This is a genomic window from Coleofasciculus sp., from assembly GCF_046539235.1.
Lineage (GTDB): Bacteria > Cyanobacteriota > Cyanobacteriia > Cyanobacteriales > Coleofasciculaceae > Coleofasciculus.
The window spans coordinates 1-13546 of record NZ_JBKHHI010000158.1 but is presented as its reverse complement, the minus strand read 5'-3'; the positions used below and the strand labels follow the sequence as shown (position 1 = coordinate 13546).

General features: G+C 44.9%; 6 protein-coding genes and 1 pseudogene. 1 reads left to right on the top strand and 6 read right to left on the bottom strand.

Features of this window, described 5'->3' with window-relative positions; genetic code table 11:
• Positions 1-158: 158 nt before the first annotated feature.
• The 5 genes and pseudogenes from ACLFWI_RS15405 to ACLFWI_RS15385 form a co-directional block, all read right to left on the bottom strand.
• The gene (locus ACLFWI_RS15405; RefSeq protein WP_446406900.1) at positions 159-671 is read right to left on the bottom strand and encodes a DUF928 domain-containing protein; all 513 of its coding nucleotides are present in this window, start codon (positions 669-671) and stop codon (positions 159-161) included.
• Between the two features lie 183 nt (positions 672-854).
• Positions 855-3458, bottom strand: coding sequence for a CHAT domain-containing protein (locus tag ACLFWI_RS15400; RefSeq protein ID WP_446413652.1), 2604 nt, complete (start codon positions 3456-3458; stop codon positions 855-857).
• A 16-nt stretch (positions 3459-3474) separates the two neighbouring features.
• Positions 3475-3807: pseudogene (locus ACLFWI_RS15395) on the bottom strand (Uma2 family endonuclease); the annotation flags it as partial.
• Between the two features lie 129 nt (positions 3808-3936).
• Complete coding sequence (locus ACLFWI_RS15390; RefSeq protein WP_446413651.1) at positions 3937-7200, bottom strand: two-partner secretion domain-containing protein; 3264 nt, start codon at positions 7198-7200, stop codon at positions 3937-3939.
• A 226-nt stretch (positions 7201-7426) separates the two neighbouring features.
• Positions 7427-9880: a CHASE2 domain-containing protein gene (locus ACLFWI_RS15385; protein ID WP_446413650.1), complete on the bottom strand. Its 2454-nt coding sequence runs from the start codon at positions 9878-9880 to the stop codon at positions 7427-7429.
• A gap of 317 nt (positions 9881-10197) precedes the next feature.
• On the opposite strand from ACLFWI_RS15385, the gene grxC reads away from it, so the two are divergent.
• Complete coding sequence (grxC, locus tag ACLFWI_RS15380; RefSeq protein ID WP_446413649.1) at positions 10198-10515, top strand: glutaredoxin 3; 318 nt, start codon at positions 10198-10200, stop codon at positions 10513-10515.
• Positions 10516-10744: 229 nt separating this feature from the next.
• Here the strand turns inward: grxC and ACLFWI_RS15375 are convergent.
• The coding region (locus ACLFWI_RS15375; protein WP_446413648.1) for a plasmid replication protein, CyRepA1 family at positions 10745-13546 on the bottom strand (2802 nt) is incomplete at its 5' end.

Sequence of the window (13546 nt, the reverse complement as noted above, 5' to 3'; positions counted from 1 at the left end):
CACCCTGCACTAGAACACCAGTCCAGTAATCGAATCATCTACTTGAATTGTCCCAAAATGGTAACAAAACGATACCAATTTTCCGGTTCCTTCGCTTCGCTAGTCGGGCATGCTTTTTGCTTCTTTTCACCACTAACTGTGATTACTAGACCGACGGTCTAGGGACTCCTATACAGAATTATCCCACCAACTCTCGGATCATTAGGATCGACAGCTTGTCCACATATCAACCCTATAGACCACTGATATTCTATATTAGAATCTATTGCTGGAGCATCGGTTGGCAACTCTAAACGATAGGTACCCGGAGTTGTCGGTAGTGGAATTTGTGCCTGATAAAAATAGTCTTCCTCACCATCTTTTAAGCTGAAAAGGACTTGGTTTGCGTCAGTTTTGGGAAGAGAAACCGCAAAACTTGGACGATTGACATCCGTTTCGCTATAAAGGGGCATCAATGAGAATAATCCTTCATCGTTCATCAGTTCATCCCCCGGACAGGTTCCCCGAGAGGCGCCGCCCGTTGTATCGTATGGAGTTCCTCGTTTGGGTGGAGCAAACCTTACCCACATCTCGGCATTCATTGAGTTAGATTGTGCCATTAAATCCGGAACTACTAACAGTTCCAAGGATAGAGCAATGCCGAATAGGGATAAAGATTTAACTAAGTTCATGATTTAAATCCTCCTCGGATTTATGGTGGGTTTGAAGTGAGCAACTTCTGATATGATGTCCGACAATAAGGCAGAATGTAGATGGCAGAGCGCAGCAGGAAAGGAGTAAGATGGCAAGGCATACGGATATGATCTGCACCCCAAGTAAGATGCTCCCGAAAACCTGTTCTATATCTCCACTAATCACAGCCAATTGCCCACTAAAATAAAGGGCGCCCAGTAATAGGGATGCTGATAGGCTTTTTGCTTTAATAATGATAACTGAGCTTGACGCAGGGCTTCCGCTCGGTTGCTATCACCTTGGCGCAAATGGCGATAAAATTTAATCATGGTATCGGCAGTGGATTGGTCATTCACTGACCAGAGGGTAGCAATCGTACTGCGAGCGCCAGAACGAACAGCTAATCCGGCTAATCCTAAAGCGGCTCGTTTGTCTCCAGTCGCCGTTTGGCAAGCACTAAGGACTAACAGTTCAATCGGTTCAGAATTGCTTTGTTCTCTAGTTTTAAGCAATTCAGATAAGGTATTAGCATTGAGACGTTCATTCCAGGTGAGAATAAACGTGTCTTCGGGTTGAGAACTAAACTGACCATGAGTGGCAAGATGGAGAATATTGAAAGAACGGTATTTTAGATCATTTTCTATTGTGGCACGGGTAAAGGCTCCATTTAATAGGATTTTTGAAGGTAAATCATTACTAATTTGTTTAATTTCTTGTTCAACTGCTGGTAATGCGACAAAGCCTTGACGGGCTTCGGTTAATCCTGCTGTTAAAGAAGATAGGGAAACTTGTCTGAGCGATCGCGGTTCAAGTAACTGCAATCCTGGTGTTAACGCTACACTGTATTTTTCAATCAAATACTGGTTACCATCGTGGAGGGCTGTCATGGGTATATTCCGCAAAACACCATCTAGGACAAAGACTAAGGTTTTAATCTGATTACTGGTTAATTGATTGTCAATCGGACGAATCAACCAATCATAAACGGTTTGGGAAAGCTTGAGCCGTTCTTTATTCGATAAAGCCGGACTCATGCTTTGGCGTAAACGGCTGATTGTGGCTTCAATTTCTGGAGAAGATAAATTGGTGTGGTAAGACTGTAGAGGTTGTCCGGGTAAGGAAAGAATAACCGCTAAACGGTTGGGTAAAATAATCGGGTAAATCACCGCCGCCCTCGCCTCACTTCTTTCGATGACGGTATCAAGTTGTTCCGGTTGCGTCTCTAAACAGGCGGTGCGGAAAAAGTTTTCTAGTTCTGCTAATTGTAGGGATTCAATCACAGTTCGGGCTTGTTGCAGATGTTCGGGTGAGGGAGAGTCTAATAAAAGACTGACGAAGTGACGATAAATGGGTTCAATTTTCTCTTGAAAGGAAAATCGCACATCAGCATTCATGGCAACCAGATCCCCCCGTAAGGATTGTACCGTATCAAACGCCTGTTTATTTGCCGCGATCGCGCTTTGTTTATCGCCCATCTTTGTCATAATTTGTGCCAGTTGCCAGTCCCATTGATAGGATAAGTCAGCAGCGTTGATACCCTCAGACAAAAATAGGGCTTGTTCGGTTAAACGTTGGGCTTGAGACCATTGTTTGGTTTTGTCGTATAATTTTCCGAGGATGCCTACAGTTATAGATTCTGCTCGTTTATCGTTTAATTTTTTCGCCACTTGCCGGGTTTTGGCTAACTGTTGGGCGATAGTTTGATAATTGATTTCTTGAGGGTGCAAGTCGGCGGTTTCGACGAGTTCGATTAAACGTTCGGCATAGTTAACTTGGGCATAAATCGCCTCTCGACTCGGAGACAACTGAGAAAGGTTAGCTTGAATTTGGGGAACTAATTCTTGGGCGTCGGTGAACTTTTCTAGATGAATAAGCAGCTTAAGTTGGTTGAGTTGGGGTTGGACTTGAGACAGAGGAGTCGTGGCTATTGCTGCGGCTTGTTTATAGTATGCTAATGCCCCTGGCATTTCTGCCAAGTTACGGTTAATATTACCTAAACTCAACAAAGCTGCACTGATATTTGGGGCAGAATTAAGACGCTGTGCTACAGCTAAACTTTCCTGTAAGATAGTCTGGGCGGCTGACAAATCACCGATGGCTTCCCAGACCCTACCCAGACTGAGTAATCCAGTCGCTTTCATGATAGAATCCGGTTGGGTGTTTAGCTGTGGCTGTACCGATTCAAGAAGTTGCCGCGATCGCTGAACCATTCCCAAACTTTGCCATGCTTGAGCCTGATTGATTTTGCTCCCCAGTACCCCCATCTGATCGTCGGCTTGGGCGTAAAGATTTTCCGCCTGTTTCCAGGTTGCTAGCGCCGCCTGCGGTTGTCCCATTGCCAGTTGCAGACTCCCTTTGGTGTTTAAGACTCGTGCTAGAATCGCAGGATTGGCTTGGGGTTGGAGTAAATCCAGGCTTTGATTAATCGCCACTTCTGCTTGTTGCCATTGTCCCACGTCTTGATAGGCTAAGGATAAGTAATGTAATGCTAACGCCTGATTGATGCGATCGCCGACTTTTTGATAATTCTGTACCGCCTCTTGCCAAGTCTTTATTGTATCAGCTAAATGTCCAGATTCCTCATTGATTTTACCTTGACTGAAAAGGTTATAATTATCTATCTGTCTCCTCTCTCCTTGTAGGAGAGGGGTAGGGGGAGAGGTCAAAAAACGGTTAGAATAATCCTGTGCCGCGACAGGACGAACCGTCGTCACCACTAAGCAGGTTACCAGAACTAATCCCCAGAAAAATAATTGCTTTTTACTGCGTCTTCTCAACCGTTTCATAACCCCTCTTCTCCTCTCACTCTTCGGCGTCAGGGTCAATCCCCATTTCCCGCAATCGTGCCGCTAATTTTGCCGCTTTTTGCTCGGCTTTTTCCGCCCGTTGCCGTTCGTTTTCCGCCCGTTGTCGTTCCAACTCCGCTCGTTCTTCACCAATCAGTAAAAGATTGCCCTCACTATCCCACCAACGCAGCCAGAGTTGGGTTTGATTTTGATAGATTCCCTGCCAAAGTCCCAGTTCTACTCCTAAGGGTGGAATAGAATAATGACCTCGTTCATTCGGTTCTATGCGTTGATAGGAAAAATCTTGCAGATGATACACCTCTAATTTGCCATTTTTAACTTCGTAAAGATCATCTCCAGTTATTTTTCCCATTCTATAAAATTATCCCCCCCATCCTTCAATCACCTCTGCGCCCTCTGCGAAAACCTCTGCTACCTGGAGCGTTAAAAAATATAATTGCCATCTCACCCATTAAATTTAGTCTAAATCATTTCTCCCCCCACACGAATACGACACTCCCCCCAAATCCATTCTTTTTCCTCCACTCGATTCAGCCGTCAGAATAACCGTGCCATTTTCATCCACAATCCAACCTTGGGCTTCAATTATCTGCTTTTCAGGTATCTCAGATGGCAGGTTAACAGCCGGTTGATTATCAGGAAACGCTGCCACATTTCGCCGATCTTGCCAAACCGCATTTCCCGGCAAATAGTCGCGGGGATTATCGGGAATACCGCCGCGTCCGATAGCAGTAAAGCGATTGCCTGTATCCGCCGGACAACCCGCAATAATTTGATTGGACGGATCAGTAAAATTAAAGGGTAATTCAGTTAATCCGCGCGCAGGATCAACATTGGGAGTATTAATCGTAATCGTGCCATCAATGCCTAACTGAGAACTCGCTGTAATATCACTATATTTGGTGAGTTTATCGCTTACCTGTAAACCAAAAATGCCTTGAGTCGTTATATCAATATTTCCCCCATTTCCCTCAAAAGCATTAGCCGTGATATCACTATTTTCTTCCGAAACAGCCACGATAAACTTAGCATCAATATTGATATCGCCACCATCTCCACCCGCCCCAGCTTGTCCGGCTGTAGTGGTGATTAAACTGTTATTTCGCATCAGTAATAAATCCGTTCCCGTGAGGATAATATTACCACCATTTCCGGATAGCGTTCCCGTACCAATTCCGGCTCCGTCCAAAAGCGTCACTTGCTCAGCGTTGATGTACAAATTGCCGGCTTTGGTATCACCAGAGCCTAGGGTTAACGTGGTTATACCTCCCTTTCCTTGCAATTCTATCTGAGTCGCATTCACGCGCAAGTTCCCGGCGGTTCCTGTACTCGTGAAGTCAGCCGAAGTCGCAATCCCAGCGCCATCTCGCACCACCAAACGATTGCTATTAATGGTGACATTTCCGGCATCTCCACTCCCTTGAGTTGCGGAGGTCAAACCTGTTCGCAACTCAGCCAAATCTAAGAGGGTATTGAGGTCAGTTGGAGCAACAACCGCACCGGGTTCATTGCCAATAATTTCTATGGATTCGGCGTTGATGATTAAATCCCCAGCATCACCACTACTATTGGTGCGGGCTGCTGTAGAAATTCCCGTTCCTACCTCTGACTTAGTTTTATTATTTTGAATCAGTAATTGACGGCTATTTAGGATTAAATTTCCAGCCTCACCAGACCCATAAGTAAGGGAACCCAAAGTTCCATCATCTAGCAGGTTGACTGATGTCGCATTAATTGTTACATTGCCCGCCTTTCCACCATTAGCAAAGGTGGCTGTGGCAATATTCGATTCATCTTCCAAGGTAATATATTCTGCACTAACCTGAATGTTACCTCCTGATCCTGAAATGCTACCCAATGTATTATTGGGTGGCAAAAATTCGATGAGTTCCGCAATATCACCAGTCGGTGAGCCGAGAATTTCGATAATGTTATTGATATCAGCGTTCTCGTTTAGACTAGCTGAAATCGTATTAATATCAGAGTTATTGTCAGCACGAATTGAGTCAGCGATAATCTGAATATTACCCCCTTGTCCAGAACCAACCGCAACGCTGAAAATTTTCGAGCCACCACTCAAAAATAGAGAAGGGGCTGAGAGTTCAATATCACCGCCTTTGCCTAAACTGGTGACGCTAGTAATGATTGAATTATCGATGGTTAGGGTTGCGCCACTATTCAGGGAAATACGACCACCAATTTGTCCATTGGCATTAATATCATTTACTCCAATATCACCAACAGCTTGGAGTAAGATATCACCTGCTTTCCCAAAAGAACTGGTATCAATTGTGCCAGACGTGGTATTAATTAATCCTTTGGAGTCGATGATAATTGCACCCCCTGCTATCATCCCTTGAGTATTGATTGAACCAACAGAGATTCCCCCATCTAGCGATAGATTCGGCTGATACTGATTGGTTAAAAAGACAGTTCCTCCTGGGTTAAGAATATCGCCAATAGTAATCGTCGCACTGGTTGGACTTTCCAGAGGATTGGGGAACGGCGGAACAATAATTCCATCCGATGGAATCCCATTAATGCCTGGAACATCAAAAGCGATAGTTCCAGCCCGGATATCGAGAGTGGGTTGAGTTTTCCCATCAATTAATATAGATGTGCCATCAGAAAGAGTAATATTTTCAACAATGCCATTTTCAGCATCAACATTACCGATCAAAACACCACCCGGAATCGTTACACTTCCACCCGCAAAAATATGCAGTGAAGCGCCTTGATACGCCCCCATCAAAACATCCCCACTGCTGCGAATCACCGGATCATTGGGACTCCTCAGGGTTCCCAGATTCCCATCAAGCTGTTCAATCCGAAACTCGCCACCACTCCAGAAATGGGCATCTCCTTGCACTGGATTAGCCGAACGGAATACAATATTCCCATTGGCAAAAACGCCACTATCTGGATGATTAAGGGCAAAAATATCAATTGTGCGATCGCCTTGTACCTGCATATTTCCGCCAGCCTTAGCGATAAACGGATTTACCAGACTGTCGCGGATATTTACAGTATGATTAGCGTGCAGGGTAAGATTATCCCCAGCAATAAGCTGACCTTGTAAATTCAAGGTATCAGCCGCTAGAGTAAAATTCCCTCCCACCGATAAATTCCCGGCATTGGTAATCGTTGCTGATTCACCTGTCAAATAATTAAAAAAGAATACCCCTGGCTGAATCGATAGGAGTGTACTTTCTTGAGGTTCTGTCGCCAGAAATAATCCCTGTTCACCCAGGCGAATCCCATACGCCGTACTCGCCACAAATGAACCTGCCACATCTAACCTAGCGTCTGCCCCAAAAATAATTCCATTCGGATTAATTAAGTATAAACTTGCCGCCCCTTCCACACCGAGAGTGCCAAAAATATTGGATAGATTCCTTCCCGTGACACGAGTGAGAATATGGTCAACATCCGCAGGATTGGCAAAGTAAACCTGCTGTCCGGGATCAACATTGAATTCCTGGAAACTGTGGAATAAATTCCCCCCTCGTCTTGCCCCCCCTTGAATCAAATCCCGCACGTCTTGGGGAACAACAATTGACGTTTCTGCACCTAACGTATCATCAGGAATCAGTTGGGCATTAATCTTTGCCGCAGAAAAAATCTGACTGGATACAAGTCCAAAATAGCAGAACCATTTTAACGCTTTCCGACTGTTTAGGCTTTTGAGTTGTAGAGATGTTGCCGGCAACGTCTCTACCATAAGATGCGTCCTAACCGCTATGGCGATTGTGATAAGATTGGCTGGATTCATCAGTGGAACTGGGTTTGAGAAAAAATCGGTAAAATTCATCGACAAGAGGAATTTACCCGATGATTCGGTTCTTTTTCTCTATACAGTTCGTCGTAACAATACCCGTATTCTTTTGGGATAAATTAAAATTCTGATAAAATTAAATATCTGTGTAGAGACGTAGCATGCTACGTCTCTACTTCTGGCAGCGTTGCAGATAAATTTGAGCGGTTTTATCCTCAGGCACAAACTCTAGACACCGTTGAAATAATTTAGCCGCTTTACTCCACTCTCGTTGCGAATAAAGGCATAACGCTTGTTCAAACATCGTCTTGGTTTTCAGCTTCCGCTGACGCACCGAAACCGGATCAGCATTAAACACATCAAACACAGACACGGTTTGGGATTTCCCTTTAACCTTGACCCGACCAATGAGACGAAAACAATAATCAGAGGGGTCGCGCAAATGGTCAAAGGTATAATGCGAAATCAGCAGCGATACCCGATACTCTTTGGTCAAATGTTCCAAGCGAGAGGCTAAATTCACAGCATCACTAAGCACCGTACTATTAATATGGGTTTTACCGCCCACTGTTCCTAACATCATCAAGCCCGTATTAATGCCAATCCCGATTTCTATAGGATACTCACCGGCTTGATGTCGCTCTTTATTATAGCGTTTCAGGTTTTGTAACATGGCAATTGCCGCGTTGACAGCATCATCGGCACTGCCACTAAATAACGCCATAATTGCATCACCGATGTATTTATCAATAAAGCCTTGATTTTCGATAATGGCAGGTTCCATATAGGAAAGATAACGGTTAATAAAATTAAATGTTTCTTGGGGTGTCATCACTTCTGAGAGAGTGGTAAAGTTGCGAATATCCGCAAAGATAACTGACATGTTTTGCTGGGATTGATCCCCTAATCGCACATCACAAATACTGTTCTTGTTTAGTAATTGTAAGAATTGTCGGGGGACAAACTGGGAGAAGGATTGATTTAACTCGAACAATTCTCTGGTAAACGCTTCTCGCTCAACTTGAGCCTGTTTTCGTTCGCTAATATCTTCAATGAAGCCCTGATAGTAGAGAACATTTCCTTGATCATCACAAACTGATCGCGCATGTTCACGAATCCAAATAATGCTGCCATCTTGGCGATAAACTTGAGACTCAAAGCCGACAACTTCTCCCTGTTGTTCCATCAGTTGAATAAAATAATCTCGCCGCTTCGGGTCAACATAAAGCTGTTTTTTTATATTAGTAATTTTGGTGATTAACTCCTCTGGAGACTTATACCCATAAATCTTTGCCAACGCCGGATTTGCACTGCGATAGCCTCCATCAAGGGTGGTTTGAAAAATACCTTCTAATGCATTTTCAAAAATACGGCGATATTTCTGTTGGGCTTCCTGCTGTAACCGACGACTCTGATAATCGGCGGTCATCACGGCTGAACCAGTCAAGGCGAGTAATGAGGGAATTACAGGTAACCACCACCCTGCCAGAAATAAGAGATAAGTACCGATTAAACTACAACTAATTACCAGTAAAATATAAATTCCTAGGGCGAGTAGTTGGAGTAAGGTGTTGGGATGAAACCATTTATTCTTGATCCAAAGTAAACTTCCGGCTGCCCCCAGAAACGACCAACACAAAACCAGTATCACTTCGACTGGATTGGCTAAGACTTTAATCAAGGGGCGTCCATCCAAGGCACTACTGATAAGTTGACTGGTTAAATTGCCATGGATAACAACAGCAGCGGCACGACGGGGAGGGGCAAATATTGTGCTATCATAAGGGGTAAAAAATAAATCGTTGGTACTTTGGGCTTTAGACCCAATTAAGATGATGCGATCGCGGATTTTTTCTGGGGGAACTTGATCTGCCAATACATCGCTTAAGGAAACGGTATCAAAGCTGGCGGTAACACCACGAAAATTTAAGAGAATCTGATATCCTCCCGCATCTACATCTACGTACCCCCCATCATCAGTCTGGAAAGGCGTAAAGATAGCTTTCCCCAAGCGATAACGCTGCTGATTATCATTAATCACCTCTAAACTAATCCCCTCATCTTCTAAATACAGTAATGCTAAACGGGCAGCTAAACTTAATTGCACATCCCCATTTTCCCGTTGAATTGACAATAACCCTCTGCGAACTTTGCCATCCGCATCCACTATCAGATCAGCCAAAGCAACTTGGTTTAAAGCCTCCAGAGTGGGTGGAGAAGCGACGCGATCGCCCACTCGTTTTTCGACCCCAATTAAATTCGGCGTTGACTGCATCACCTCCACCCATTGCTGATGTCCAGGTTCTACAGGTAAATCCCGATACAGATTTAAACCAATCACTCGTGGTTCAGCCGCTTTTAGATTACTAATTAAGTCAGCCAAAACTCCATCCGGAATGGGCCACTGTCCCACCTGATTAATATCAGTTTCATCAATTGAAACAAGGAGAATACGAGAATCTGGAGATTCTGGAGGGCGCAGCCGAAAATATTGATCCAGGGTTGCCCATTCCAATAGCTGAAATAAACCCGCACCATTAAGGGCAAGAATAATCAGAGTCACACTCGGCGCGATCAATAATACTCCTTGCCACTGCTTAATCCAGGTTTTTAGCTTTGAACCCATCAGATATCTCCCTTCTGAATTCCTCCATCTTCCACACTAACTGTAACTTAGCTAATGGAGCTGACGTGCTATCATTATGGCTTCGCTAAACGCTCTACGGCAAGGATTTCGTCATTATTGACATTAAGGTTTAAATGCCGAACAGCTTAACCCAGCAAGAATAATGTTGATTGGTTATATAAATTAATTTAATATTATTCTTTGAGAATTTTAAATTACCCTAGCACTAGCGGTAAAAAATGATATAAGACAAGGATTGGCTTAACACAGATTAATATCTTAGAATAGAAAATAGAAACATTTAAAATAGCGATAAAATGTTCAAGTCGATCAACTCCCTCCTCGGACGCCATCCCGAACGCATAAACGCTAACGTTGAAATCTACACCTGGCAAACTTGCCCATTTTGTATTCGTGCCAAGATATTACTGTGGTGGAAAGGCGTTAACTTCACAGAATATAAAATCGACGGCGATGGAAGTGCCAGAATGAAAATGGCAGAACGGGCAAATGGACGGCGAACCGTTCCCCAGATTTTTATCAACAACCAGCATATTGGTGGCTGTGATGAACTTTACAGTTTAGATAGTCAGGGAAAGTTAGAGCCTTTATTATATCAGCCGACTCAAGCGTGAAACACTGTAGAGACGTAGCACGCTACGTCTCTGTTTTGAATCTGTAGGGGCGGGTTTCACGACTATCGTTTCTGAATCACCCGGATGTGACTAAACCCGCCCTGACTACCTGCAAGCAAGGGAGATTTTAGCTGGTCAATTCTTTCTCCCTTGCTGCACTCATGAGATTCTTCATTCCGCTGTCGCTTCATTCAGAATGACATAAACAAATGACATAAACAAATGACAATCAACAATCCGATAAATTAAGAGAAAGCTGCACATAGTCAACCCCGGCATCAACATCAGCCTTATTTTTTGCCTCTTTTGAACAAGCATCCAGTCGTTGATGAGACTTCTCTAACACCTCACAACTTTGCGCCAACCATTGCTGAAATACCTCAAACCGCCCATCCGAGGGATGAACCACCTGATATACACGCACGCGATTTAAGCGTTTACTTTCACGACCAATACATTCAAGTCCATAGCCAATTTTATCTAACAAACGTCGCACAATCCGAATCGGTGTCGCATTTCGCGCTAATCCAATTCCCAAAGTAGTTTTAATCGACGTCCGATTCGATAATGCCAATCGCGCCATCGCCTGCAAATCCTCATCCGTTCCTCTTAATTCACGCCCCCTATCTGTTAACAAAACTGGAACTCCCAAAAGTTCCATTGTCCCTACCGCCGCCCCCAATTGAGAACGATTAAAGTCAGGTAAGAAAATACTTCCACCACCTAATTCAATCAATCGACGTGCGATCGCGACATCCCGTTGCGCTAAATGATCTCGCCCTAAGGTGAGAAAATAATGCAGCAATAGCTTTTGATACCAACCATCATCATCCTTAGCCACCAGTTGGGCAGTCACTGGAATCCGATAACGCTGCTTTAACTCATACTTGCGAATCGCCCGTCGTTGGGCAAGGGTTTTTACTAATCGTTTTTGCCCGGTATTATATTGATGATCACTCAGATTTTTAGCCCGCGCGATCGCTAAACATTCTGCCTGATAATTTTTGTCTTTCACCGCCGCGATCGCCGCCGTCAGCGAATCGGGTTCAATCTTTCCCTGTGTCTGGGAAACAGAGGACACACTACCCCCTCCTCCCATCTCCTGATCCGCAGCCTCAACCACCTGATGCCCTTCCCCGCGCAGCGCCGCCAGTACCGATTCACGATACTGAAACATGGACGCATTATGCCTCACCGCCATTCTTGCCCAACACAATAGCGATTCCGCCTGAAAACCTGTCTCAATATCATCCAGGGCATCAAAATCAGATTGTTGTAATAATCGAATATTAAGCTGAGTCAAACGGCGTCCCGATGTCAGCAAAGCCGGAATCGACGTTGAACCATTCCCCACCCGATTAAACCCACAGGGCGCCACCCACAGGAACCGAGGCAGATTTTCCCGCACTCGCCCCAACGCCTGACGCACCGAGTTTTCACTTTGCACCCCAATCGCAATCCCCCAAACCGAGGTGAAATGTCCCTGCAACTCAATGCTTACGCCCGTTTCAATCACCGGACTTGCCAGAACAATATCATACTGACTCAACACCCCATCCAAATCACGCATACAGCCATAGGCCGGATGAGTCGGTTCAGTCAGAGATTCCGAATCAATGCGGAGAATTTTCGCCTCAGGAAATCGAGAACGTAGATAGGCTTCCAACGTACATGTTCCCCACTGACTCCCCCGTTTCTGGGCGGAAAGGCAAACAAAGGGTTTCCCACCGGCTGCAATGTGTCGTTCCAAATCCTGAATCAAGCGTTCTGGCTTACGTTCTGGATAATAGTTGACCCGCCAGGATTCAGCCTCGCTGGGTTTCCAGGTGTTGTGAATAATATAAGGATGTTGGGGAATCCCCGATAAAGAAATCAAGTAATCGATAGAAACATCACTCAAATCCGCATCCGCCACATAAACTTGTCCCTCATCTCCCAAAACATTCTGCATCAATGTCTTCAGAGATTTCAGAATCGCCACTCGGTTACTACTGCAAGTATCCGAATCCAACCCATGCCAAAGAACCTGTTCCACTTCATCAATAATTACCACTCCATCTGACCAGTTCACCGCCTCAAAGCCAGCCTGAGAGGTAGGATGGAGAGAGTCAACACAGAGACCATAGCCTAACCTAGCACCCGTTTCTTTATCCTGTATCTGAGTGACATAGTTCAAGCCAAAGCGCTGACATAACGCCTCCACGAGTCGCACCCGATGACCAATCACCAAAACCCATTTCTGGCGCTTAATCGCCTCTTTGACAATTGTTTCTAACCACTGAGTTTTCCCTGTCCCTTTGGGGGATTTAATTCCAATCAATTTGGCATCCTCAGGAATCGATAATTCCCCTAAATAGCGACGATTTATCTGTATCGTGGGCGGATAAGTCAGCCCGGTTAAGGATTGGGCTTTCCAGGTATCTAGGGGGACAGCCGTTTGATAGGCTTGGTCAAATGCTGTTTGAGTATGGTTGGCAATTAAATCATCCACCCCTTTCCCTTGGTCTGGATGCCAATTGATTATCTTGACAGAACATCCCTTTTGAGTTAATAAATATCCCAACTGACGAATAGCGGCATTAACAGCTTTGATGGTACTGGGTTTAGTGTCTTGGTCGAAGGCAATATAAATTGTTCTCCCCGATGTTGCTAATTTGAGTAACTGGGGGATGAGGCGAGACTTGCCGATACGATTTCCTTGTTCATCTCTAGGGACACGATAGCCTCCGAATACACCAGGGAGGGCAATTGCCGCATAGCCGGCGGTGAGTAAAGCCCCCGCTTTCTTTGCGCCCTCAGTAATACACAACGGAATTTCTGGGTGGGCGATAAGCCACTGCCAAAATCCGCCGGAGACATTTTGAATTTGTAGGGGCGGGTTTAGGGACTCGCCTTGGGCGATTGATGGTAACGTTTCTACAAAACCCGCCCTGACCGAATGTTCACCCTTGGCGACTATCGAGGGCATTGTTTGTCGGGGCGGGTTTAGGGACTCGCCTTGGGCGATTGATGGTAACGTTTCTACAAAACC

What these genes read in the sequence shown, in the direction of transcription:
- grxC (WP_446413649.1), top strand. Translation starts at nt 10,198, where the DNA reads ATGTTCAAGTCGATCAACTCCCTCCTCGGACGCCATCCCGAACGCATA.
- ACLFWI_RS15385 (WP_446413650.1), bottom strand. Translation starts at nt 9,880, where the DNA reads ATGGGTTCAAAGCTAAAAACCTGGATTAAGCAGTGGCAAGGAGTATTA.
- ACLFWI_RS15390 (WP_446413651.1), bottom strand. Translation starts at nt 7,200, where the DNA reads ATGGTAGAGACGTTGCCGGCAACATCTCTACAACTCAAAAGCCTAAAC.
- ACLFWI_RS15400 (WP_446413652.1), bottom strand. Translation starts at nt 3,458, where the DNA reads ATGAAACGGTTGAGAAGACGCAGTAAAAAGCAATTATTTTTCTGGGGA.
- ACLFWI_RS15405 (WP_446406900.1), bottom strand. Translation starts at nt 671, where the DNA reads ATGAACTTAGTTAAATCTTTATCCCTATTCGGCATTGCTCTATCCTTG.